This window comes from Kitasatospora sp. MMS16-BH015, from assembly GCF_002943525.1.
In the GTDB taxonomy this organism is placed as follows: domain Bacteria; phylum Actinomycetota; class Actinomycetes; order Streptomycetales; family Streptomycetaceae; genus Kitasatospora.
The window spans coordinates 7,330,406-7,353,797 of record NZ_CP025394.1; the positions used below are offsets into that span (position 1 = coordinate 7,330,406).

Annotated in this window: 22 protein-coding genes; 12 read left to right on the forward strand and 10 right to left on the reverse strand. The window is 73.8% G+C overall.

Annotated features, from left to right (window positions below):
* Positions 1-86 precede the first annotated feature (86 nt).
* From CFP65_RS31335 to CFP65_RS31345, 3 genes are all read right to left on the reverse strand, one after another.
* Complete coding sequence (locus CFP65_RS31335) at positions 87-851, reverse strand: ABC transporter ATP-binding protein (RefSeq protein ID WP_254553176.1); 765 nt, start codon at positions 849-851, stop codon at positions 87-89.
* Positions 852-988: 137 nt separating this feature from the next.
* Entirely contained in the window at positions 989-2,053 is a 1,065-nt protein-coding gene (locus CFP65_RS31340) for an iron chelate uptake ABC transporter family permease subunit (RefSeq protein WP_104819340.1), read from the reverse strand.
* Entirely contained in the window at positions 2,050-3,027 is a 978-nt protein-coding gene (locus tag CFP65_RS31345; protein WP_254552659.1) for an iron ABC transporter permease, read from the reverse strand. Before CFP65_RS31345 ends, CFP65_RS31340 begins: the two co-directional genes overlap by 4 nt.
* A 175-nt stretch (positions 3,028-3,202) precedes the next feature.
* On the opposite strand from CFP65_RS31345, the gene CFP65_RS31350 reads away from it, so the two are divergent.
* The 3 genes from CFP65_RS31350 to CFP65_RS31360 all read left to right on the forward strand — a co-directional run bounded on the left by CFP65_RS31350 (position 3,203) and on the right by CFP65_RS31360 (position 5,591).
* A complete protein-coding gene (locus CFP65_RS31350) occupies positions 3,203-3,985 on the forward strand; it encodes a (2Fe-2S)-binding protein (RefSeq protein ID WP_104819342.1) in 783 nt (260 codons plus the stop codon).
* A 43-nt stretch (positions 3,986-4,028) separates the two neighbouring features.
* Positions 4,029-4,865: a DUF2278 family protein gene (locus tag CFP65_RS31355; protein WP_104819343.1), complete on the forward strand. Its 837-nt coding sequence runs from the start codon at positions 4,029-4,031 to the stop codon at positions 4,863-4,865.
* 117 nt (positions 4,866-4,982) lie between these two features.
* On the forward strand, positions 4,983-5,591 hold the full coding sequence (locus CFP65_RS31360; RefSeq protein WP_104819344.1) for a GNAT family N-acetyltransferase: 609 nt from the start codon (positions 4,983-4,985) through the stop codon (positions 5,589-5,591).
* Between the two features lie 48 nt (positions 5,592-5,639).
* Here CFP65_RS31360 and CFP65_RS31365 read toward each other — a convergent pair whose 3' ends face one another.
* The 3 genes from CFP65_RS31365 to CFP65_RS31375 all read right to left on the reverse strand — a co-directional run bounded on the left by CFP65_RS31365 (position 5,640) and on the right by CFP65_RS31375 (position 8,197).
* On the reverse strand, positions 5,640-6,512 hold the full coding sequence (locus CFP65_RS31365) for an MFS transporter (RefSeq protein WP_104819345.1): 873 nt from the start codon (positions 6,510-6,512) through the stop codon (positions 5,640-5,642).
* Positions 6,513-6,983: 471 nt separating this feature from the next.
* A complete protein-coding gene (locus CFP65_RS31370) occupies positions 6,984-7,445 on the reverse strand; it encodes a hypothetical protein (RefSeq protein ID WP_104819346.1) in 462 nt (153 codons plus the stop codon).
* Entirely contained in the window at positions 7,442-8,197 is a 756-nt protein-coding gene (locus tag CFP65_RS31375; RefSeq protein ID WP_254552660.1) for a MerR family transcriptional regulator, read from the reverse strand. The genes CFP65_RS31370 and CFP65_RS31375 overlap by 4 nt, the downstream gene beginning before the upstream one ends.
* Positions 8,198-8,380: 183 nt before the next feature.
* Here CFP65_RS31375 and CFP65_RS31380 point away from each other — a divergent pair, with 183 nt between their 5' ends.
* Genes CFP65_RS31380 through CFP65_RS31390 form a run of 3 tightly spaced genes read left to right on the forward strand, consistent with a single transcriptional unit; the run spans position 8,381 to position 11,801 of the window.
* The gene (locus CFP65_RS31380) at positions 8,381-9,928 is read left to right on the forward strand and encodes an NAD(P)/FAD-dependent oxidoreductase (RefSeq protein ID WP_104819348.1); all 1,548 of its coding nucleotides are present in this window, start codon (positions 8,381-8,383) and stop codon (positions 9,926-9,928) included.
* Entirely contained in the window at positions 9,925-10,914 is a 990-nt protein-coding gene (locus CFP65_RS31385; RefSeq protein WP_174805585.1) for an alpha/beta fold hydrolase, read from the forward strand. Before CFP65_RS31380 ends, CFP65_RS31385 begins: the two co-directional genes overlap by 4 nt.
* Positions 10,911-11,801 carry an SDR family oxidoreductase gene (locus tag CFP65_RS31390; RefSeq protein WP_104819349.1) on the forward strand — a complete coding sequence of 297 codons (891 nt, stop codon included), beginning with the start codon at positions 10,911-10,913 and terminating at the stop codon, positions 11,799-11,801. The genes CFP65_RS31385 and CFP65_RS31390 overlap by 4 nt, the downstream gene beginning before the upstream one ends.
* 59 nt (positions 11,802-11,860) lie before the next feature.
* Here the strand turns inward: CFP65_RS31390 and CFP65_RS31395 are convergent, their stop codons facing one another.
* Both CFP65_RS31395 and CFP65_RS31400 read right to left on the reverse strand, forming a co-directional pair.
* On the reverse strand, positions 11,861-12,484 hold the full coding sequence (locus tag CFP65_RS31395) for a hypothetical protein (protein ID WP_104819350.1): 624 nt from the start codon (positions 12,482-12,484) through the stop codon (positions 11,861-11,863).
* Positions 12,485-12,572: 88 nt separating this feature from the next.
* Positions 12,573-13,799 (reverse strand): nitrate/nitrite transporter, encoded by a 1,227-nt coding sequence (locus tag CFP65_RS31400; RefSeq protein WP_104819351.1) that lies wholly within the window; start codon positions 13,797-13,799, stop codon positions 12,573-12,575.
* Positions 13,800-14,030: 231 nt separating this feature from the next.
* On the opposite strand from CFP65_RS31400, the gene CFP65_RS31405 reads away from it, so the two are divergent.
* Together CFP65_RS31405 and CFP65_RS31410 are read left to right on the forward strand one after the other, a co-directional pair.
* On the forward strand, positions 14,031-14,801 hold the full coding sequence (locus tag CFP65_RS31405) for an SDR family oxidoreductase (RefSeq protein WP_104819352.1): 771 nt from the start codon (positions 14,031-14,033) through the stop codon (positions 14,799-14,801).
* A gap of 249 nt (positions 14,802-15,050) precedes the next feature.
* The gene (locus tag CFP65_RS31410; RefSeq protein ID WP_104819353.1) at positions 15,051-16,895 is read left to right on the forward strand and encodes an ABC transporter ATP-binding protein; all 1,845 of its coding nucleotides are present in this window, start codon (positions 15,051-15,053) and stop codon (positions 16,893-16,895) included.
* Here the strand turns inward: CFP65_RS31410 and CFP65_RS31415 are convergent.
* Positions 16,868-17,536 (reverse strand): 1-acyl-sn-glycerol-3-phosphate acyltransferase, encoded by a 669-nt coding sequence (locus tag CFP65_RS31415; RefSeq protein WP_104819354.1) that lies wholly within the window; start codon positions 17,534-17,536, stop codon positions 16,868-16,870. The genes CFP65_RS31410 and CFP65_RS31415 overlap by 28 nt on opposite strands.
* A 238-nt stretch (positions 17,537-17,774) precedes the next feature.
* Between CFP65_RS31415 and CFP65_RS31420 the strand changes: the two genes are divergently transcribed.
* Together CFP65_RS31420 and CFP65_RS31425 are read left to right on the forward strand one after the other, a co-directional pair.
* Entirely contained in the window at positions 17,775-18,308 is a 534-nt protein-coding gene (locus CFP65_RS31420; protein WP_104819355.1) for a SigE family RNA polymerase sigma factor, read from the forward strand.
* Positions 18,309-18,346: 38 nt separating this feature from the next.
* Positions 18,347-19,567, forward strand: coding sequence for a hypothetical protein (locus CFP65_RS31425; RefSeq protein ID WP_104819356.1), 1,221 nt, complete (start codon positions 18,347-18,349; stop codon positions 19,565-19,567).
* Here the strand turns inward: CFP65_RS31425 and CFP65_RS31430 are convergent.
* Positions 19,536-21,770, reverse strand: coding sequence for a bifunctional glycosyltransferase family 2 protein/CDP-glycerol:glycerophosphate glycerophosphotransferase (locus CFP65_RS31430; protein WP_217368205.1), 2,235 nt, complete (start codon positions 21,768-21,770; stop codon positions 19,536-19,538). The genes CFP65_RS31425 and CFP65_RS31430 overlap by 32 nt on opposite strands.
* A gap of 677 nt (positions 21,771-22,447) precedes the next feature.
* Here CFP65_RS31430 and CFP65_RS31435 point away from each other — a divergent pair.
* The gene (locus tag CFP65_RS31435; RefSeq protein WP_104819358.1) at positions 22,448-22,714 is read left to right on the forward strand and encodes a hypothetical protein; all 267 of its coding nucleotides are present in this window, start codon (positions 22,448-22,450) and stop codon (positions 22,712-22,714) included.
* 165 nt (positions 22,715-22,879) lie between these two features.
* The gene (locus CFP65_RS31440) at positions 22,880-23,302 is read left to right on the forward strand and encodes a YjbQ family protein (RefSeq protein ID WP_104819359.1); all 423 of its coding nucleotides are present in this window, start codon (positions 22,880-22,882) and stop codon (positions 23,300-23,302) included.
* The last annotated feature ends 90 nt before the right edge of the window (positions 23,303-23,392 follow it).

Here is a 23,392-nt window from a genome sequence, read left to right on the forward strand (position 1 = left end):
CTTCCTTGGTACGGGGGTGATTTCGGGCATGACGGGGGTGAGGCACGGCGAACGGCCGTGCCTGGAGCCTCGGTTGGTTCAGACGGTTACGCGGTGCGGGCGCGCCGCGCGAAGGGGACGACCAGCGGGGTGCCGGTCTCGGGGTCGGGGATGATCCGGCAGGGCACCTGGAAGACCCGCTCGACCAGCTCGGCCGTGAGCACCTCGGCGGGCGGCCCGGCGGCGGCCAGCCGGCCGCCGTCGAGCACTACCAGGTGGTCGGCGTAGCGGGCCGCCTGGCCGAGGTCGTGCAGCACCATGACCACGGTGCGGCCGGCCTCGGCGTGCAGCTCGGAGACCAGGTCGAGCACCTCCAGTTGGTGGCGCAGGTCGAGGAAGGTGGTCGGCTCGTCCAGCAGCAGCAGCTCGGTCTCCTGGGCCAGGGCCAGGGCCAGCCAGGCGCGTTGACGCTGGCCGCCGGAGAGCTGGTCGACCTGGCGGTCGCGCAGCTCGGCGGTGCCGGTGCGCTCCAGCGCCCGCTCCACGGCGGCCTGGTCGGCGGCCGACCAGGGGCTGAGCATCCGCTGGTGCGGGTAGCGGCCCAGCCGCACCAGCGCCTCGACGGTGATCGCCTCCGGGGTGACCGGCTGCTGCGGCAGCAGGCCGAGTCGCTTGGCCAGCGCCCGGGCGGGCAGTCGGTGGATGTCCGCTCCGTCCAGGGTGACCTGGCCGGCGCTGGGGGCCAGCAGGCGGACCAGGCCGCGCAGCAGGGTGGACTTGCCGCAGGCGTTCGGGCCGACGATCGCGGTGACGGCGCCGCCGGGCAGCTCCAGGTCCAGGCCCTGGACGATCGCGCGGTCGCCGTAGCGCAGGTCGAGCCGGTGCGCGGCGAGTCGGTTGCCGGTCGGCCGGTCGCCGGTGCTCGTCCGGTCGGCGGCCTCGGTGGCAGCGGTGTCCGTACCGGCCAGGATGGTGGGGCTCACGGCGGGCTGGTTCCTCTCGGTGCGGTTCACGAGGCGCTCCGGTGGGCCGGGCGGCGGATCATCAGGGCGAGCAGCCAGGGCGCGCCCAGGGTCGCGGTGACGGCACCGACCGGGAGGCCGCTGACCGGCAGCACGTGCAGGGCGAGGTGGTCGGCCGCGAGCAGCAGCAGGGCGCCGGTGAGGGCGGTGAGCGCCAGGGTGGCCGGGGTCGGCGGGCCGGCCAGCAGGCGGACCAGGTGCGGCACGGCCAGCGCGACGAAGGCGACCGGGCCGGTCAGCCCGGCGGCGAGCGAGGCGATCACCACGGCGAGCAGCAGCAGGCCGAGCCGGGCCCGGTCGGCGGTCAGGCCGAGGCCGCCGGCCGAGTCGTCGCCGAGGTCGAGCACGGCGAGCCGACGCTGGGCCAGGAAGGCGGCCAGGCAGGTGAGCAGGATCGCCACCCCGCCGACCGAGACCTCCGTCCAGGTGCGGCCGTAGAGCGAGCCGGTGGTCCACTGCAGCGCGGAGGCGGCCAGTTCGGCCGGGAAGCGGACGATCATCAGGTTGACCGCCGCCGCCAGCCCGGCCTGCACCGCGAGCCCGACCAGCACCAGCCGGGAGACGGCGACCTTGGCCCGCCAGGCGAAGCCGCCGAGCAGCACCGCGGCGAGCAGGCCGCCGCCGACCGCGCCCAGCGGGATGAGCGCCTGGCTGGCGCCGGTGGCCAGCAGCAGCACGGCGCCGAAGGAGGCGCCGCCGGTCACGCCCACCACGTCCGGGGAGGCCAGCGGGTTGCGGAACAGCCGCTGGAGCAGCGAACCGGAGACGGCCAGTCCGGCACCCGCGATCAGCGCCGAGACCACCCGGGGCGCGCGGAACTGCTGGACCACCAGCACGTCGCCGCCGTCGCCGGACCCGAACAGGGCGCGCAGCGCGGTGGCGAACGGGAGCTTCACCTGACCGGTGCTCAGCGCGAGGCCGGTGAGCAGGACGAGCAGGGTGGCGGCCAGCGCGCAGAGCAGCAGGCTGCGGCGGCGGGCCCGCGCCAGGGCGGAGGGCTTGGTGGCGGCGGAGGCGTTCGGGGCGGCCGAGGTGTTCGGGGGAGGGTTCATCGGGCGGCCTTCTTCGCCAGCAGGGCGAGCAGCGGGGCGCCGAGGAAGGCGGTCACGATGCCGACCTCGATCTCGCTGGGGCGGGCCACCACCCGGCCGAGCACGTCGGCGCCGAGCAGCAGGACGGCGCCGGCCAGCAGGCAGCCGGGCACCAGCCAGCGGTGGTCGGCGCCGAGCAGCGGGCGGACCAGGTGCGGGGCGGCCAGGCCGATGAAGACGACCGGCCCGGCCACGGCCACCGCGCCCGCGGCGAGCAGCACCACGGCCAGCCCGCCGATCAGCCGCACCCGGGTGACCGGCACGCCGAGCGCCTGGGCGGTCTCGTCGCCGAGGGCGAGCGCGTTGAGCGCCGGGGAGACGGCCAGTGCGAGCACCAGGCCGACCAGGATCAACGGCAGTACGGGCCAGAGCACCTGGAGCCCGCGCCCGCTCAGCGAGCCGGCCAGCCAGAACCGGGCCTCGTCGAGGGTGCGGTGGCTGGCGAGCATCAGCGCGGAGGTCCAGGAGGCGAGCACCGCGGTGAGCACGGTGCCGCCGAGTGCGAGCCGCACCGGGTCGAGGTCGCCGGAGCGGCGGGCCATCGCGTAGGCCAGCACGGCCGCCGCTCCGGCGCCGGTGACGGCGAACCAGACGTACTGGAGCGGGTGGCCCAGGTGGAAGAGGAAGATCGCGGTGACCACGGCGAAGCTCGCCCCGGCGTTGATGCCGAGCGTGGTGGGGGAGGCCAGCGGGTTGCGGGTGACGCCCTGGGCCACCGCCCCGGCCGCGCCGAGCGCGGCGCCGACCACCAGCCCGATCAGGGTGCGCGGCACTCGAAGCCCCGTCACCACGTCGGCGTCGCCGCCGTGGGCGGAGCCGGTGAGGGCGTCGAGCACGGTGCCGAGCGGGATCGGCCGGGAGCCGAGGGCAAGGCTGAGCGCGGCGCAGAGGCCGAGCACGGCGAGGCCGAGCAGCAGCACGACGGGTCGGCGCACCGTACGGGTGGTCGGGGCCGGCACTGGGGGAGCCGGTGTGGCAGTGGTAGGCACGAGATGAGATATTAGGTGAGGCTTACCTAACTAAGTCAAGCTCGCCCCGATGGACGGTCAAGGGATCGTCAGGTATCTATGTAGGCGAGCCTAACCTAAACCTGATCTTCGGGGGGTTGCGTTGCCCAAGTTGCTCCGTCCGCTGCTCGCCGAGCCGCCGGCCGACGGGCCGGCGCCGGCCACCACGTACCGTCAGCTGCTGGCCGACTGCCCGGCCCTGGAGGTCTCCCTGCTGGGCGACCCGGCGGCCGAACCCGGCTCCGACTGGGTCTCCGCTGCCGAACTCCCCTTCCGGGTGGCCGAACTGATCGAGGCCGAGGCCGGCCGGATCGAAGCCCGGCACGGCGCCCGGCCCCGGCCGCACGTGGCCGCCTCCCGTCTGCTGCACCACTACCTCTGGTCGGTCTGCCTGCTCCACAGCGGGCCCTGGTACCTGGGCGGAGTCGTGCCGCAGGGGGTGCAGCCCTGGCTGGAGGCCCGGACCGGACGGTTCGCCCTCGCGCTCCCCGAATCCGCGCCGACGGGCGACGGGTCCGAGCTGCGCGAGGTGCTGGCGGCCCGGCTCGGGCCGGTGCTCGCCGCGTTCCAGCCGTACGTCAAGCGCGGGCCGCGCGCGCTCTGGGGCATGGCCGCCGACGACCTGGCCTCCGGGCTCTGGTACCTCGGCCGGATGCGGGACGAGGAGGAGCGGGCCGTCGCCCTGGCCGAAGCCCTGCTGCCCGGCGACACCCCGCCCTTCCCCGGCGCCGCCGACTTCCGCCGCCTCCCCGGCACGGCCGGCCGCAGCCACCTGACCCGCACCCGCCTCGGCTGCTGCCTCTACTACGCCATCGCCCCGGCCGAGGCCTGCCTCACCTGCCCGCGCACCTCCGACGCCGAGCGGGTCCGCCGGCTGGAGCTCTGAGCCTGCCCGCTCCGAGTCGTGGGGCGGTGCCGGAAGGCGGAGAGTGGAGGTGGAGCCGGGCGGCGGCCCGCCGCTCGCCGTGCCGCACTGCGGCTGTGAGGACACCATGCCCCTGCCCGCCTACGGTGTCGCGATCGGCACCTACCAGGACTTCACCCGAGACCCGTCCCACGACTTCGGCCAGTGGTACCACGGTCACCTCTCGCTCTCGACGCCCGACGGCATCTACCAGGCCGCGCTGGACGTGGACGCCCCCGCCAGCGTCGGGGTCAGCTACCGGGTGGTGGACGATCTCAGGACCGCCGACATCGCGACCGTGCACGCGCTGCCCGAAGGCTTCCACCCGCTGCTCGCGGCGGCCTCCTCGGGGGCGCTGGACTACGCCCGCAGCCCGATGCTCCAGAACCGGATCTGGTGGCGCTGGATCAGCCAACTGGTCGGCAAACTGCACGAATTGGTCGGCCGGCACCAGCCGGGCGCGCCGAACCACGGCCCGGACGCGGCCGACTCGCTGGCCGAGCTGGTGCAGCAGGTGCGCGGGGAGCTGGCCCGCAAGGACCTGCTCACCTGGCTGCTGCCCCAACTGCGGTACTTCCCCTGGGTCTCCAGCGACGGCGACAACGCGCTGGACGTCCTGGTGCCCTACCTGGCGCCGGCCGCCCGGATCTACTGCTTCGGCCAGCGGTTCACCACCGGCCTCGGCGTGCACGACGTGCACTGCAACCAGGGCGACCCGGCCGGCAGCCAGTGGTACGCCACGGACGGGATCTGGCAGGACGGCGCGGTGGTCTGCGAGCAGCCGGACGGCGGGGTGATCGTCTGGCAGATCAAGTTCAACACCCAGACGCTGAACACCGACGGGAACGGCCACCCGCACTGAGCCCGCAAGCGAGGCCCTAGGGCCCGTCTTCAAACCCCCGCCGCCGGGGCACGCAGACGGGGGTTTGAAGACGGGCCCTAGGGTGGGCGTGATCATCGAACCCACCGAGGAGCCGAGTTGAGCACGATCGCCCGCCCGATGTTCACCTACCCGCTCGGGGAGGACGCCGTCCTGATCCCCCGGACGCCCGAGGTGGCCGAGCCCTACCACGCCGCGCTCACCGCCAACTTGGACCGGCTGGCGCGGTGGGAGCCCTGGGCGCTCGGCGAGAACAGCCTGGCGGACACCACGGGGTACATCCGGATGATGGCGCAGGAGTGGCTGGACGGCGGGATCCTGCCGGTGATCATCGGGGTGCGGGCCGAGGGCGGCTGGCAGCTGGTCGGCAGCTCCGGGCTGAAGATCGACAAGGCGGCCCGCAGCGGGGTGATCGGGTACTGGATCGACGGGGAGTTCGAGGGGCGGGGCCTGGTCAGCCGGACCGTCGCGGCGCTGCTGGACCGGGCCTTCGGCGAGCTCGGGCTGGTCCGGGTGGCGCTCTACACCGAGACCGCCAACACCCGCAGCCGCGCGCTGGCCACCCGACTGGGCTTCACCGAGGAGGGCGTGCTGCGCCGGGCCATCGCCTTCCCCGACGAGCACCGTGACCAGGTGGCCTACGGGATGCTCGCCGAGGAGTGGCTGAACCGCCCCGCCGCAGCTTCAACCGCGCCCGCCGCAGGCTGAACCGCGCCCGCCGCAGGCCGGACCGCGCCCGCCGCGCGCTGAACCGGCCTACGAGGCGGTGACCTTGACCGGCGCCGGGGTGAACTCCCGTCGCCGGTAGCGCCGTTCGGTGGCCGTCAGGGCGGTGAGCAGCAGGGCGGCCAGTGCGGCCACCGTGGTGACGCGGAACGGGGCGGTCGGGCCGTACCGGTCGGCGAAGGCGCCGGCCGCCAGGGTGCCGAGGGCCTGGGCGAGGGTGAGCGAGCTGACCAGGGCGGCCATCGCCTCGCTCAACCGGCCACCGGGGACGGTCCGTTCGACCAGGCCGAACATGGTGATCAGCTGCGGCGCGACGGCCAGGCCCAGGCAGCCGACCGCGATGGTGAGCCCGCCGACGCTGCCGACCACCAGCATCGGCAGTGAGGCGGCGAGCAGCAGACCGGTGCCGACCCGCAGCCGCAGCGGCAGGTCCCAGCGGGTGGGCAGGGCGGCGGTGGCGATCCCGGCCAGCGCGCTGGTGCAGCCGAGGAAGCCGTAGATCAGCCCGGCCGCGCCCGGGTGGCCGAGGGCGGCGGTGGTCGCCGTGACGCCGACCTGGACGGAGCCGAAGCAGACGCCGAGCAGTGCGGTGCCGGCCAGCAGCAGTGCGTACGGGCTGCTCAACAGCGGCTCGGTGGAGCGTGGTTGAGTCGACTCCCGGGCCGGCGGTGCGGTCGGGTGCAGGGCGAACAGGGCGCCGCAGACCCCGACCAGCGCGGCGGCCGGCAGCAGTGCGACGGCCGGGCCGAGCAGGGCGACCAGCAGGCCGACCACGGCGGGGCCGGCGGTGAAGCTGAGTTCGTCGAGCAGGCCGTCCAGGGCGAGGGCGGCCGAGGTGGCCGGGCCGTCCCCGGCGGCCAGGCGGACCCAGCGGCTGCGCGCCAGCGGGCCGATCGCCGGCACCGAGGCGCCGATCAGCGCGGCCGGCCAGCTGGACGGGCAGGGGAAGGCCGGCCTGTGAGGCGGCGATCAGGGCCAGGATGGCCAGCGCGTTCACGGCCGCCGCGACCAGACCGATCCGGCGCTGCCCGCGCCGGTCCGCGAGCCGCCCGACCACCGGTCCGCCGGCCGCCTGGGCCAGCGCGAGCGCGCCGGTGGCGGCCGAACCCTGCCAGACGCTACCGGAGTTGTGGGTGACCAGCAGCAGACTGCCGATCGGGCACATCGCATTGGGCAGCCGCCCCAGCAGCGACCAGAGCAGCACGGGCCCGCCGGTCACCCCCACGGCGGTACGGAATGTCGACACCACAGCCATCAGCCAAGCCCCCGGAACGGACCGGCCTCGGGGCGCCCGCCTCCCGTCCGCCGGCCCAGCAGCAAGGTGGTCGGCACTGCGGGTGGATGGTAGGAACCTACCATCCACCCGGGCCGCGCTCAGGCCGGATGGTCGAGCCGGTCGGGGAGCCGGGCCTCCGCGGCCGAGACGAGCAGGAAGTCGGGCGTGTTCACGGAGAGGCTGAGGTGGCCGGAGAGAGACTGGATCACGCCGAAGTGGTAGCCGTCCGGGGTGCGGGCGTAGGCGGAGCGGGGAAGGTCCTCGTGCTCCTCGACCGGCCAGCCGAGCCCCTGCCAGGCGGCCTTGAACAGGTCGACGTACGGGTCGGTGTCGGTCGGGTCCATGCCGAGCACCCAGTACCTCGCCGACAGGGCGGCGAACACCGGCCCCGGCTCCTCGCCAGGCGGATCGTCCCAGTCGGAACGGGAGAGGTTGGAGCCGAGCGTGGCGGTCGGCAGGCGCGGGTCGCGGATGTCCAGGGCGGTGCCGGGCGGCAGGGAGGCGAGCTGCGCGGTCAGGTGCTCGACCGCCGTGGCCACGGTGATCGCCTGGGTCTTCACGGGCAGTCCTCCGAGAGTCGGCCGTACTCGGTGCTGACGCGGCGGTCCATCGCCAGTGCGAACTGGGCGTCGGCCACGGTGCGGGCCAGCGGGCGGACGCGCTGGATGAGCGCGGTGAGCCGGGCCGCCTCGGCGGCGGGGAGGTCGGGGCGCAGGGTGCCGAGCAGTTCGTCGCGGATCAGCGCGGTGAAGACCTCGGCGACGGCGTCCGCGTGCTCCTGGGCCTTGCGGCTGGCGGCGAGTACGGCGGCGAGCGGCACGCCCTCGGCGATCAGCGAGGTGGTGGCGTCCATCAGCCGGCGGCTGACGTGGGTGATGCCGTCCGGCTCGACGCTGATGTAGCCCTGGGCCACGGACTCGGCGGTGTTGGACTCGGTCAGCTGGTCGCCGAAGGCGGCGGTGAGCTCGGCCCAGGTGAGGTGCACCGGGGTCTCGTCCGACCAGGGCGCGGTGATGGCGGCCTGCAGGCCGATCAGCTCGGCGACGTCCTGCCCGCTCTCGCCGGCGCCGATCAGCTCGGCGATCCCGCCCAGGGTGTGGCCGCGCTCCAGCAGCTCCGAGATCACCCGCAGCCGCTCCAGGTGCTCCGCGCCGTACCAGGCGATCCGGCCCTCCTTGCGGGGCGGTTGGAGCAGTTTGCGCTCCCGGTAGAACCGCAGGGTGCGGGTGGTGATCCCGGCCGCCCGGGCCAGGTCCGCCACCCGGTACTCACGGGCCGGGGCGGTCTCGGCCGCCGTGCTGATCGTCTCCACGCCGCTCAGCATAGGGCCGCCCGGCGGCGGGGGAGGAGGGGTGGGAGGGCGCCCCGGAATCTTCGGTCCGCCTCCTTCCGCCCGGGGCGGGCAGCCGCTACTCTGCCAACCGTGCCAGTGATTACTGGCGCGATCAGACTCTCCGACTGGCGGACAGTCTCGCGGACCCAGGAGGCCGACCCGATGGCATCCAGCTCCAAGCGCAGCAGGCCGGCCCCGGCGGAAGCACCGGCGGTGGAGACCCCGCACGTGCGGGTGGCCGTGATCGGCTCCGGCTTCGGCGGGATCGGCGCCGGCGTCCGGCTGCGCCGCGCCGGGATCACCGACTTCGTCATCCTGGAGCGCGCCGCGGCCGTCGGCGGCACCTGGCGCGACAACAGCTACCCGGGCTGCGCCTGCGACGTGCCCTCGCACCTGTACTCCTTCTCCTTCGCGCCCAACCCCGAGTGGCCGCGCGCCTTCTCCTACCAGCCCGACATCCGGGCCTACCTGGAGAAGGTCACCGACACCTTCGGAGTGCGTCCGCACCTGCGCTTCAATGCCGAGGTGCTGGAGGCCCGTTGGGAGGACGAGCACAGCCGCTGGCGGCTCACCACGGCGGCCGGCGAGTGGACCGCCGACGCCGTGGTCTCGGCCGCCGGACCGCTGGCCGACCCGCAGATCCCGAACATCCCGGGCCTGGCCGACTTCCCCGGTCGGGTCTTCCACTCCTCCCGCTGGGACCACGACTACGACCTGCGCGGCAAGCGGGTCGCGGTGGTCGGCACCGGCGCCTCGGCCGCCCAGATCATCCCCGCGATCCAGCCCCAGGTGGGGCAGTTGACGGTCTTCCAGCGCACCCCCGCCTGGGTGCTGCCGCGCGCCGACCGCGAGATCAGCGGCCTGGAGAAGTGGCTGCACAGCGCCGTCCCGCCCACCGGCAAGCTCCGCCGGGGCGCCCTCTTCGCACTGCGCGAGCTCCAGGTGGACGCCTTCGTCCGCCGCCCCGGCGCGCTCAAGCTGGTGCAGCAGCTGGCCGTGCGCAACATCGAACGCGGCGTCCGTGACCCGCAGTTGCGCGCCAAGCTGACCCCGGACTACCGGATCGGCTGCAAGCGCATCCTGCTCAGCAACACCTACTACCCGGCGCTCGCCGCACCCAACACCGAGGTGGTGGCGGCCGGCCTCTCCGAGGTGCGCGGCTCGACCCTGGTGGACGCGCAGGGCGGTGAGCACGAGGTGGACGCGATCGTCTTCGGCACCGGCTTCCACGTCACCGACATGCCCATCGGGGAGCGGGTGTTCGGGATCGGCGGGCGCAGCCTGCGCGAGGACTGGAAGGGCGGCATGGAGGCGCTGCGCGGCTCCACCGTGCACGGCTTCCCGAACCTGTTCTTCGTGATCGGCCCGAACACCGGGCTGGGCAACAGCTCGATGATCCTGATGATCGAATCCCAACTGAACTACCTGATAGACGCGTTGACCGCCCTCCCGGCCACCGGCGCGGTGGCCATGCACCCCACCGAGCGGGCCCAGCGCCGCTGGAACCTCGAACTCCAGCACAAGATGGAGCGCACCGTCTGGACCACCGGCGGCTGCCGCAGCTGGTACCTGGACGAGGGCGGCAAGAACACCGTGCTCTGGCCCGGCTCCACCAGCGGCTTCCGCCGCGCCACCCGCAAGGTCGACCTGGCCGAGTACGAGCTCATCCGGCACACCGCACCCAAGCCCGCCCTGGAGGTCTCCGCGTGAAGCCCGCCGTCACCCCGTACGACCCGGCCGCCGACTGCATACCGCCGGCCCCGGACGAGACCCTGCGGATCCGCTCCGCCGACGGCCACTGGATCCACGCCGAGGCCTTCGGCCCGGCCGGGGCCCCGCTGGTGGTGCTGGCCCACGGCTGGACCTGCTCGATCAGGTTCTGGGCCCCGGTGATCCGCCAACTCACCCCCGACTACCGGGTGGTGGCCTACGACCAGCGCGGCCACGGCGGCAGCGACCGGCCGCCCACCCAGGCCGGGTACTCCACCACCAAGCTGGCCGACGACCTGGAGGCGGTGCTGCGCCGGGTCGTCCCCGAGGGCGGGCGGGCGGTGCTGGCCGGGCACAGCATGGGCGGCATGACCATCATGGCCGCCGCCGACCGCACCGCCGTGGCCGACCGGACGGCCGCCGCCGTGCTGGTCTCCACCGGCGCGGGCGACCTGCTGGCCGAGCTCGCCGTGCTGCCGCCGTTCGTCCGCAGCGCGGGCGCCCGCCGCCTGGTGCACAAGCTGCTGCTCGAATCGCGGATGCCGCTCGGGAAGGTCAACGGGGTCAGCTCCGCCGCCCTCAAGTACGCCACCATGGGCCCGGCCAGCTCCCCGGCCCGGGTCCGCGCCACCGCCGAGGTGGTGCACGCCTGCCCGACCAGCACCCGCCACCGCTGGTCGCAGGTGCTCGGCGGCCTGGACGAGTACCACCAACTGCCCAAGCTCACCGCCCCCACCGCCGTGATCGTCGGCAGCCACGACCGGCTCACCCCGCCGGTGCACGCCCGCCGGATCGAGGCCCTGCTGCCCGACTCGCACGGCCTGCTCGAACTGCCCGGGGTCGGCCACATGTCCCCGGTGGAGCGCCCGGCCGAGGTGGCCGGCGAGATCCGCCGCCTGGCCGGGATCGGCTTCGCGGCCACCCGGGTCACCGAGAAGTCCAGCGCCACGAAGTCCGCCACGACCCAAGGGAGTGTCAGCCAGTGAGTGCCGTCCCACCCCTCTCCGCCCAGGTCGTCGTGGTCACCGGTGCCGCCCGCGGTGTCGGCGCCCTGACCGCCCGCAAGCTCGCCCAGGCCGGGGCCAAGGTCGCCCTGGTCGGCCTCGAACCCGAGGAGCTCAAGGCCGCCGCCGCGCTCTGCGGCCCGTCCGCCTCCTGGTGGGAGGCCGACGTCACCGACCTGGACGGGCTGACCGCCACCGCCCGGGCCATCCAGGACAAGTACGGCCGGATCGACACCGTGGTGGCCAACGCCGGGATCGCCATCGGCGGCCCGCTGGAGGACAGCGACCCCCGGGCGTACAACCGCGTCATCGAGGTCAACCTGCTCGGTTCGGTGACCACCGCCCGCGCCTTCCTCCCGGCCCTGGTCGAGAGCGGCGGCTACTTCCTGCAGATCGCCTCGCTCGCGGCGATCACCCCGGCCCCGCTGATGTCCGCCTACTGCGCGAGCAAGGCCGGTGTCGAGGCATTCGCCCACTCGCTGCGCGCCGAGGTCGCCTACCAGGGCGTCAAGGTCGGTGTGGGGTACCTGAGTTGGACCGACACCGACATGGTGCGCGGGGCCGACCAGGACGAGGTGCTGCGTCGGATGCGGGCCCAGCTGCCCTGGCCGGCCAACAAGACCTACCCGCTGCCCCCGGCCGTGGACCGCCTGGTGGCCGGCATCGCCCGCCGCTCCGCCCACGTCTACGCCCAGGCCTGGCTGCGCGGCATGCAGCCGATCCGCCACCTGCTGCCCAGCCTGATCGCCGCCGTCGGCAGCCGCGACATCGCCAAGCTCGCCCCCGACCTCAAGGCCACCGCCGCCAGTCGGCTCCGCGCGGTCGGCGCCGGCGGCGCCGCCGACTCGGCTGCCCGGCAAGAGGTCTGATGCACCGTCAGGTCGCTCGTCCTGCCGAAGCGGCGGGGAGGGCGACCTGACGGGCCCGGCTACTTGATGTTGACGTGGATGTTGAACTTCATCGACACCACGCCGATGAACAGGTTGCCCTGCACCTTCCGGGTGTCCAGGGTGTCGCCCACCTGGCCCTTGCCCTTGGCCTCCTTGTCCTCGGGCTTCAGGGAGGTGAGGTTGAAGAACAGGTTCGGCGCGAGTTCGGCCGCGATCTTGCCGATCTCCGTCCAGGACTTGCGGACGCTCGCGTAGTCCGCGGCGGTGAGGTCCGTGCCGTAGGTGAAGTTCAGTTGGCCCCCGCCGATGTACTGGTTGGTGGCCTGCCGGAAGAGCTGGACGGCGTCCTCGTCGAACTGCAGGTCGGTGTTGTCGAAGGCCTCGATCTCCGCCAGGATCTCGTCTCGCTTGGCGCTGATCTTGAGCTTGCGCGCCTCCTTGGCGGCCTTGGCCGTCTTCTCGTTCTTGTCGGCCACGATGGCCTTCTCGGCCGAGTCGAGGCCGGTCTTCTTGCTGCAGGCCACGTCGAGCGTGGTCGACCAGACGGCGTCGGTGATCCAGGCGCGGTCGAACTGGATCCGCTCGCAGAAGGCGAGCAGCAGCTGCTCGGCCTCCTCCCTGCTGGTGGCGTACGTGATCCCGTCGCTGGTGGTTGCCGGCATGGCGGTCCCCTCCCGATATCCCCCCGTGCCCCCCGGGGTGCTGGGCCCCGGCTCAACTCAGCACTCTGCCACGGAGGGTGACGGTAGGCTAGCTGTCGGTGTGGACCTGTCGCATCCGGACCGCCGCGTACACGCACCCCGCCAGGGCCAGGTCGGAGAGCAGCATGAAGCCGATCGAGTAGCTGCCCTTGGCGCTGTAGATCGCGCCCATCACCAGCGGTGGCACGAAGCCGCCGAGCCCGCCGACGGCGCCCACGATGCCCGTCACGCTGCCGACCTGGGCCACCGGGGTGACCTGGGCGACCAGGGCGAAGACCGCCCCGCTGGAGGTGCCGAGGCCCGCCGCCATCAGCAGGAAGGCGATCGTGCCGACGGGGCTCAGCTCCGGGTCGAAGGCCTGGACGATCGCGAGCAGCGCGGTCAGCGCCAGCGACCAGGCCGTCACCCGGGCCGGGTGGACGCGGTCCGAGAGCCAGCCGCCGAGCGGGCGGAAGACCACCGTCACCAGCGCGAACCCGGCCGCCCGGGTGCCGGCGTCGGTGGCCGAGAGGTGGTACCAGGTCTTGAGGTAGGTGGGCAGGTAGACGCCGAAGGCCACGATGCCGCCGAACCCGATCGCGTACAGCCCCGACAGCTCCCAGGTGACCCGCAGCCGCCCGGCCGTGGCCAGCCGGCCGGCCAGCGGCGCGGTCGGCACCACCCGGTCCGGGCGGTCGCGGACGAACAGCAGGGCGAGCCCCACGTAGACCGCGAGCGCCACCGCCAGCACGGTGAACGGCAGGTCGTGCCCGTGCTTCCAGAGCCGCGGCGTGAAGTACCCGGACAGCGCCACCCCGCCCATGCCCATGCCGAACACGCCCACGCCCAGGCCGCGCTTGTGCGGCGGGAACCAGGAGTTGACCAGCGGCACGCCGATCGCGAAGGTCGTCCCGCCCAGGCCCAGCAGGAAGCCGACGCCCAGCAGCGCCCCGTACGAGCTCTTGGCCGGGATCAGCAGCAGCACCGGCAGGATGGTCAGCCCCGAGACCAGCGGGAACATCAGCCGCGCCCCGTACCGGTCGGTCAGCGCCCCGACCGGCACCCGCCCCAGCGAGCCCACCAGCACCGGCACCGCGACCAGCAGCGACTGGGCGAAGGAGGACATGTGCAGCGTCTTGTCGAACTCCCCGGCCAGCGGCGCGATCAGGTTCCAGGCCCAGAAGGTGAGGGTGAACCCGACCGTGGCCACCACCAGGTTCACGTACGCGGTCGGTGACACCCGTTCGCCAGCGGCAGCGTCCGGCCTCGGTGACGTCCGCTCCTCTGCAGCGCTCATCCCCTCATCACAGCAGCGCACCCCCACCCGCCCCGGGCAGCGCCGCACCCCGCCCCGGCGGTCTCCACCGAACGGAGCAGTTGCTTCCCGCACGCCGACGCCCGGTCGGGCCGCAGGCCCCACCGCTCCAGGAGTTCCGCCGCGAGCCCGGGCGGCCCGGGGCGGTGGCCTGCGTCACTCGGGGCCGGACCGGCCCACCTGACGTGGCCTCATCCCAGTACGGTCTAGCCCATGACGACAGCTCTCATCACCGGCGCCACGGCCGGAATCGGTGCCGCCTTCGCCCGCCGCCTCGCCAAGGACGGCCGCGACCTCGTGCTGGTCGCCCGCGACACCGCCCGCCTGGAGGCGGCCGCCACCGACCTCGGCGAGACCTACGGCGTCAAGGTCGAGACCCTGACCGCCGATCTGGCCACCGAGGCCGGCATCGCCGCCGTCGAGGAGCGGCTGGGTGAGGCCGAGCGGCCGGTGGACATCCTGGTCAACAACGCGGGGTTCGGGCACAAGGGTGCCTTCCTGGCCGTCCCGGTCGAGGAGGAGCTCACGATGGTCAAGGTGCACGTGGAGGCGGTGCTGCGGCTGACCACCGCCGCCATCCCGGGGATGAAGGCCCGGGGCTTCGGCGGGATCGTCAACGTGGCCTCCGTCGCGGCCTTCCTGCCGCGCGGCACCTACGGCGCCTCCAAGGCCTGGGTGGTCAGCTTCACCCAGGGCGCCGCCCGCGACCTGGCGGGCAGCGGCGTCCGCCTGCTCGCCCTCTGCCCGGGCTTCACCCGCACCGAGTTCCACGAGCGGGCCGGCATGGGCACCTCCAACATCCCGGCCTGGAGCTGGCTCTCGGCCGAGCGCGTGGTCGACGACGCCCTCCGCGACCTGGCCCGCAACCGCACCCTCTCCGTCCCCGGCAAGCGCTACCAGGCCCTGGTCACCCTCGCCCGCCTCCTCCCGCCCGGCCGCCTCGGCGGCGTCTCCTCCAAGGCGGCCCGCACCTACCGCGACTGACGGCGGGGAGACGTTGCTCGTCAGGTCGACCGCCAAGACAGCGAGGAGCGTCACCAGGCCAAGCACCGGACCGACGGCGAACGCCGAGCAGCCGCCGCCCGCCCGCTCGCCCCGGGGCTCGTTCGCGCCGTCCACAGCCGGCATTGGCCTCAAGCTCAATATTAGCTTGCCTAACAATGAGCCTTCCTCGGTATGCTGGGGAGGCGGGCGCAGCCGTGCCCGCGTTCCGTCCGGACCGGGAGGTCGCGCTTGAAGCCCGAAGGCATCGCATGGAGCCCGCCGCCGCGGGCGGCGGGGGAGCCGAAGCCGCCCGCGCAGGTGCGGCGGATCCTCGGGCTGTTCCGGCCGTACGCGGGGCGGCTCGCCGTGGTGGGGCTGTTGGTGGGGGCCTCGGCCGTGGTGTCGGTGACCACGCCGTTCCTGCTGCGGGCGGTGCTGGACACCGCGCTGCCGCAGGGGCGGACCGGTCTGCTCAGCCTGCTCGCGCTCGGGATGATCGCGGCGGCCGTGGTCAACAGCATCTTCAACGTGCTGCAGACGCTGATCTCCACCACGGTGGGCCAGCGGGTGATGCACGACCTGCGCACAGCGGTCTACAGCCACCTCCAGCGCCAGTCGCTGGCCTTCTTCACCCGCACCCGCACCGGCGAGGTGCAGTCGCGGATAGCCAACGACATCGGCGGCATGCAGTCCACCGTGACCTCCACCGCCACCTCCCTGGTCTCCAACCTGACCAGCGTGGTGGCCACCGTGGTGGCCATGGTCGCGCTCGACTGGCGCCTGACCATCGTCTCGCTGCTCCTGCTGCCGCTGTTCGTCTGGATCAGCCGCCGGGTCGGCAACGAGCGGAAGAAGATCACCACCGAGAAGCAGCGCCAGCTCGCCCTGATGAGCTCGGCGGTGCAGGAGTCGCTCTCGGTCAGCGGCATCCTGCTGGGCCGCACGATGGGCCGCTCCGACTCGCTCTCGCGGGACTTCACCCGCCAGTCCGACGAGCTGGCCGAGCTCCAGATCCGCTCCAGCATGGCCGGGCGCTGGCGGATGTCCACCATCGGCATCGTGATGGCCGCGATGCCCGCCGCGATCTACTGGGCGGCCGGCCTGACCGCCTCCGGCGGGGCGCCGTTGGTCTCGATCGGCACCCTGGTGGCCTTCGTCTCGCTCCAGCAGGGCCTGCTGCGCCCGACCGTCAGCCTGCTCTCCACCGGCGTGGACGTGCAGACCTCGCTCGCGCTGTTCACCCGGATCTTCGAGTACCTGGACCTCCCGGTGGAGATCGCCGAGAAGCCCGACGCGGTGCACCTCGGCCGGATCCGGGGCGACGTCACCTTCGAGGGCGTGGAGTTCCGCTACCAGCCGGACCAGGCCGAGCCCACGCTGACCGGCATCGACCTCAAGGTGCCCGCCGGCAGCAGCCTGGCCGTGGTCGGCGAGACCGGTTCCGGCAAGACCACGCTCAGCTACTTGGTGCCCCGGCTCTACGACGTGACGGCGGGCCGGGTGACGGTGGACGGCACGGACGTGCGCGACCTCTCCTTCGCCAGCCTGGCCGAGGCCACCGGCGTGGTCTCCCAGGAGACGTACCTCTTCCACGCCTCGGTGGCCGACAACCTGCGCTTCGCCAAGCCGGAGGCCACCGACGAGGAGCTGGTCGCGGCGGCGAAGGCGGCCCGGATCCACCAGCTGATCGCCGACCTGCCCGAGGGCTACGACACCGTGGTGGGCGAGCGCGGCTACCGCTTCTCCGGCGGGGAGAAGCAGCGGCTCGCGATCGCCCGGACCATCCTGCGCGACCCGCCGGTGCTGATCCTGGACGAGGCGACCAGCGCGCTGGACAACCGGACCGAGCTGGCCGTGCAGCAGGCCGTGGACAACCTCTCGGCCGGCCGCACCACGATCACCATCGCGCACCGGCTCTCCACCGTCCGGGGCGCCGACCAGATCGCCGTGCTCGACGCCGGCCGGATCGCCGAACTCGGCACCCACGAGGAGCTGCTGGCCCTGGGCGGCAAGTACGCGGCCCTGCTGCGCCGGGAGGCCCCGGCGCCGGACGGCGGGGTGCCCGCTCAGGCCGCCAGCGGACGCTCGTTGTAGGTCTCGGCCGTCTCCTGGCCGGAGAGCTTCTGGATGGCGGCCATCACCTCGTCGGTGACCTGGCGGCGGGCCCGGGCGTTGCGGGCCTGCCCGTGCAGCTCGGTGAAGTGCAGCGGCTCGCCGAACCGGACGGTGACCTTGCGCAGGCGCGGGATGCGCTTGCCCACCGGCAGGATCTGGTCGGGGCCCTCCAGGGCCACCGGCACCACCGGCACCCCGGCGGTCAGCGCCAGCCAGGCCACGCCGGTCTTGCCCCGGTAGAGCCGGCCGTCCAGCGAGCGGGTGCCCTCGGGGTAGATCCCGAACGCCTTGCCGTCCTGCAGGATCTCCAGCGCCGACTCCAGCGAGGCCTGCGCCGAGCGGTAGGTGCCGCGCTCGACCGGCACGGCGTTGATCGCCTCGAAGAAGGAGCGGGAGAGCGCGCCCTTGAGGCCGGTGCCGGTGAAGTACTCGGCCTTGGCGAGGAAGAACACCTGACGGGGGGCGGTCAGCGGGATGACCACGCTGTCCACGAAGGACAGGTGGTTGCTGGCCAGGATCACCCCGCCCCCGCGCGGCACGTTCTCCAGCCCCTCGATGACGGGCCGGTACACGGTCTTCGCCAGCGGCTTGAGCACGAGCTTCGTGATGAGGTTGATCATGGACCCTCCCTGGCCGGTGAATCCCCGGGCGCGAACCGGGGCCGAGGTCAGACCGCAGGTTACGTCATCCCCCTAGTGCCCCGCCCCCATGACGGTTGTGTGCGGACTGCGATCCTGGTCACGCCCCCTGCCCGGACTGAAGGCCCCTCAGGGGCTCGATTTCGTTCGCACACCCCTGTAACGTCTCGGCCCGCCACCGCGTCGGTGGGGTGTCAGCACAGCTAACGGGGGAGTGGACGTGTCGAGGAGCCATGCGGCGCGCGAGGCCGAGTACCTGGAGTTCGCCACCGCGCGCACCGGACAGCTCTACCGCTCGGCCTGCCTGCTCACCAGCGGGGACACCCACCTCGCCGAGGACCTGGTGCAGGAGACGCTCGGAAAGATGTACGTGCTCTGGCACCGCACCTCCTGGCTCTCCGCCGGCAGCCGGATCGACAACCCGGCCGCGTACGCGCACACCGTACTGGTCCGCGCCTTCCTCTCCCATCAGCGCCGCCGCAGCGCGGGCGAACGCCCGGCCGGCGAATTGCCGGACCTGGCCGGCCGTGAGACCGACCCCGCCCTGCGGGTGACCATGATCGACGCCCTGGCGCAGCTCTCGCCGCAGGACCGCGCGGTGCTGATCCTCCGTTACTGGGAGGACCGCAGCGTGGAGGAGACCGCCGAGGTGCTGGGGGCCAGGGTGGGCACCGTCCGCACCCGCAGCTTCCGCGCGCTGGCCCGACTGCGCGGCCTGCTGGGCGACTCCCTGCCCGACTTCGCCACCCGCTGACCCCCGACCGCAGAGCTCAGAGAGACGGTGCATCCGGTATGTCCGCAGCGACCGACGCCGCGTCGGGCCAGCCCTCCGACGCCTTCGAGGAGCAGCTCGTCCGCTCCCTCGCCCACACCGGCCACGGCTTCGAGACCGACCCGGCCCCGCTGATCGCCGCCGGTCTGAGCCGCGGCCGCCGCACCCGCTGGCGCCGCCGGGCCGCGCTCGGCGCGGCCACCGCGCTGGTCCTGGTCGGCGCCGCCACGGCCGTGACCCTCGACCTGCCGCACCGGGCCGCCGCGCCGCCCGCCGCCCCGGCGCCCAGCGCCAGTGCCACCGCCGACGGCGGCCCGCGGAGCCGGGCCTTCCTCGCCGACCAGCTGACCCGCCTGCTGCCCGGCGGCCGACTGACCGTCAGTGCCGGTGGGTCCACCGGCGCGGGAGCCTTCCTCAACGGCAGCTACTGGAGCGGCGGCACCACGGTGAGCTTCGTCCTGGAGGTGCTCCGGACCGATCCGGCCCGCCGGGGCCCCCTGCCGAGCTGCACCGGCGAGCAGGGGTGCGAGCAGCGCAACCTCCCCGACGGCTCCCAGGCGCTCCTCGTCAAGGGCGTGCCGGGCCAGTCCAAGCAGTGGGCCGCCCGGCTGGACGGCCCGGAGGGGCGCCAGGTGGTCTTCCGCGAGATCTTCGACCCGGGCCGGGGCCGCGGGCCGGTGGAGCCGGAATCGCCCCTGACGGCGGACCAGCTCGCCGGTGTGGTCGACGACCCGGCCTGGGGCGAGGTCGCGCTCGCCGTCCCGGCGGCCGAGGCCTACCGCCAGCCGGTGAGGATCGCCGGGGAGACGGTCATGGACACCGCCGTCGGGCTGCTCCCGGCCGGCCTGGCCCACCACCCGATCCAGGCCTCGGAGGGCTTCGCCACCTTCACGGTGGACGACGGCCACGGCGGAGGCCTGGTGGAGGTCACCGTGGAGGACTGGGTGAACCTGGCCACCGAGGAGCAGTTGGAGGAGCCCAAGGAGGTGGCCGGCTGGGACCGCCTCCCCGACGGCACCCGGCTGCACACCGCCGAGGGCCTCGACGACAGCGCGCTCGCCGGCCTGTCGCTGCGCGTGCGGACCGCCGAGGTCTTCCGCCCCGACAGCCTCTACGTCCGCGTCCGGACCCTCAACTCGCCCGGCCACGCCCAGCCCGCGACCCGTACCGACCCCGTCCTCACCGTCGACCAGCTCAAGGCGATCGTGCTCAGCCCGGAGTGGCACCGACCGGCGGGTTAGCGGCGGCGGGCGCCGGGACGGGGGCGGTGACGGGGAAGACCCGGCGCACCACGCGTTCGGCCGCGCCGCCGTCGTCCCAGGGGCAGAACCTGGCCCGGAAGGCGGCGCGGGCGGCCGGGGCCGGGTCGCCGGCCAGCAGGGCCTCGGTGAGCTGGTCCTGGTCGGTGGCCACGGCGCCCGGAGGGGTGGCGAGCAGGTCGAAGTAGACGCCGCGGACGCGGCGGTACTCCTCCCAGTCCGGGGCGAAGACCACGATCGGGCGGTCCAGGACGGCGTAGTCGAACATCATCGAGGAGTAGTCGGTGACCAGCACGTCGGCCGCGAGGTAGAGGTCCTCGACGGTCGGGTGGTCGGAGACGTCCCGGATCTCGGCCGCGCCCGCGCCGGTGCCGAGCTCGCCCGGGCCGCCGGTGTGGAAGTAGTGGGTGCGCACCAGCAGGGTGTGGTCGGAGCCGAGCCGCGCGGCCAGCTCCCGCAGGTCGGCCAGCGGCACGTACCCGCCCTGGCCCTCCCGGTGGGTGGGCGCGTAGAGGACGGTCCGCTGCCCGGCGGCCAGCCCCAGCCGCTCGCGGACGGCGGCCGTCTCGGCCGGGGTGGCCAGGGCCAGCCGGTCGTTGCGCGGGTAGCCCGTCTCGAGCAGCTCGTACCGGCCGGGGAAGGCCCGGCTGAAGTGCTCGCTGGTGTGCGGGTTGGGCGAGACCAGGTAGTCCCAGCGGCCGACCGCCTCGCGCAGCCGGTCGAAGTCCATCCCCTCGGCGGCGATCGGGTACTCCCGAAGGTCCATGCCCATGGTCTTGAGCGGGGTGCCGTGCTGGGTCTGCACGTGCACCGAGCCGGGCCGCTTCACCATCGTGTGCGGGAAGTTGACGTTGTTGACGAAGTACTTGGCGGTGGCCATCGCCCGCAGGTAGCCCGGCGAGTTCAGCAGCACGTACGGCACCCCGTCGGGCAGCGCCGCCGCCTGCGCCTTGGTCTCCACCACCCAGACCCCGCGCACCTGCGGGGCCAGCTCCCGGGCCTTCCGGTAGATCGCGGCCGGGTTGCAGGCGTACCCGCGGTGCCAGTACGCGGCGTAGACGGCCAGCTGCTCGTCCAGCGGCAGCCGCCGGAGGGCTGAGTACGCGGTGAACCGGGCCCCGCTGCGCACGCCCCGGCGCAGCACCGGGGCGATCGCCTTGGCCTGGCGGCGCAGCACCCGGGGCAGCCGGCCGGTGCGGCGCAGCTCGCCGTAGGCGCGGCGGGCGCCGGCCGCGGCCAGCCGGTACTGGATGCCGGCCAGCCCGGCCGGGTAGCGGTAGCCGGCCGGGCGGTGGCGGGCGGAGTGCTCGGCGATCCGGGCGAAGAAGTCCGGCCGCAGGCCGGTCGGGACGAGCCCGGGGGAGTCGTACACGGTGAGTGCCTGCTTGACGGTCCGCTCGTAGACCAGGGTGGTCAGGGCGGGGGAGACGGGGTGCCGGGTGAGGAAGTCGAAGATCGCGTCGTACTGGGCGAAGGCGTCGGCGTGCTTGGGCGAGGCGGTGGCGGTGATCGCCCCCGGCCGACCGCGGCGGTAGTGGTAGCAGGGGCGGTCGAGGTAGCGCAGCCGCCCGGCGGCGAGCAGCGCGGGGTAGGTGACCGAGATGTCCTCGTAGTAGCCCCGGCCGAAGGAGACCCCGAGGCCGAGCAGGTACTCGCGGCGGAAGACCTTGTTCCAGACCGCCATCACGGTGCGCAGCAGCTCGGGGTGGTCGGCGGCGGTGCAGCCGGCCACCAGCGGGGAGCCGCGCAGCAGGTGGCGCCAGGGGTTGGGCTCGCTGCTGCCGTCGGGGTACTGGTGGGTGAAGTCGGTGAGCAGCACGTCGGGCGGCTCGCCGGTGGCCTCGCCGGCCCGCAGCTCGGTGGTGAGCGCGCCGACGGTGTCCTCGGGCAGCCAGTCGTCGCTGTCCACGAACCAGACGTACCGCCCGGTGGCCTCGGCCAGCCCGGCCGTGCGGGCGCCGCCCAGGCCCTGGTTCTCGGCCAGGTGCAGGACGCGCAGCGCGGGGTTCACGGCGGCGTAGGCGTCCAGCAGCTCGCCGCAGCCGTCGGGGGAGCGGTCGTCGACGGCGATCACCTCGACCTCGCCGAGGGCGGGATCCGGTCTGCCGGGGCGCCCGGGGGCGCGGAGCCCGAGGGAGTCGAGGCAGCGCGGCAGGAAGCGCTCCACCCCGTGGACTGGCAGCACAATGCTGAGGAGAGGACTCACGCTCGTTTCACTCCGCGGAAGGTCCTGGGCGTCGGCAGGTCGCCCGGTGCGGCCCACTCTACCGATCGAGGGTGAACGGCCGGGCCGTCTCCGGGGATGCCGGAGTAAACGGTGGGGGTGCGAGGGGGCAGCGGGACGGCGGGTGACCGCCCGGAAACGCGACCGCCGGTGTCTCCGCCGTGCGAGCGGTGACACCGGCAGTCTGGTTGGCGACCGGACCGACCCTCAACGGCCGGCCGCCGTCCGCGCACCTGGGGAAGCCTGGCCGCCGCAGCGTCGAGACGGCCGGACAGTGGCTTGCCCTGGTGATCGGAAGTGCTGTTGTCCTCTTCAGTTGTCGAAGGCGGGAGCCCACCGTGCGGGGTGAACCTTGCCGCACTGGAGATATTGCTTGTAGGTTTCGGCCACGTCAATCCCTCTGGTGTGTTCAATTTCTGAACTTAACCCTTGAGGCGGGTCGAGGGGCGGGCCGCCGGACGCGCTCCGGGGGCGTGCGCCGTCGATGCGCAGTCGTGACCCAGCGCACGTCCTTCTGGTGAAGCGTCAGTTCGCTTCGCACGATACGGTGGCAAGCGACCAGGACGGTTGCGCGAAGGCCGTCCCTCACGGATAGTCTTCGCCTCACGGCCCTGGCGCCTCGTAGGGGTGGGAAATTGATGGAACAGATGCAAGTGCGGAGTCGGCCGCGGGTGCCGGCGATCCAGTGCGGCGTCGGCGCGACCGGCCGTCGGATCGACCGTCATCTGGCCGTGCTCGGCGCACCGGCCCTCTCGGTGGTCGACACCACCGAGGCCCTCGGGCTGATAAGGGAGCTGACGCCGCGTGGCGTGAGCACCCCGGCTGCTCCGCGCCGTACCGCGCGGGTGCTGCTGCTGGCGCCGCTCCGGCGGCTCAAGCGGAGCCTGTTCGGCGGGCGAGGCTAGGGCGCCTGGGCGGGTCCTCTCCGGAGGTCCGGCCGGCTCGACCCGATGGACCAGTGGTCCATCGGGTCCGTGGCGTGTCCGGGGTCACACCCCGGGTGCCCTCCGTTCACCTGTTGGCGGCGGGGGCGTGTGCGCCGGGTGGTCGGGTTGGGCCAGGATGGGGCCATGGCGGACTCCTTCCACACCCAGACGTTCGAGGTCACCACCGGCAGCGGGGAGGTGGCGCTGGACATCACCGACCGGTGCGGCGCCTTCCTCGACACGGCGGCCCTCGGACGTGACGGACTCCTGAACGTCTTCGTCCCGCACGCGACCGCCGGGATCGCCGTGATCGAGACCGGGGCGGGCAGTGACGACGACCTGCTCGCCGCCCTGCGCGACCTGCTCCCGGCCGACAGCCGCTGGCGGCACCGGCACGGCAGCCCCGGCCACGGCCGCGACCACGTGCTGCCCGGCCTGGTCGCTCCGCACGCCACCCTCCCGGTGATCGGCGGCCGGCTCGCGCTCGGCACCTGGCAGTCGGTGGTGCTGATCGACACCAACGGCGACAACCCGCGCCGCACCGTCCGGCTCTCCTTCCTGGGCTGAGGCCCGCCCGCGCCGGGCCCGACCCCGGTTTCACTCCTTCGAGTGGCCGGCCGTGTCGGACCGTTCGGCGCAGCGGCACCCCTCCTAACG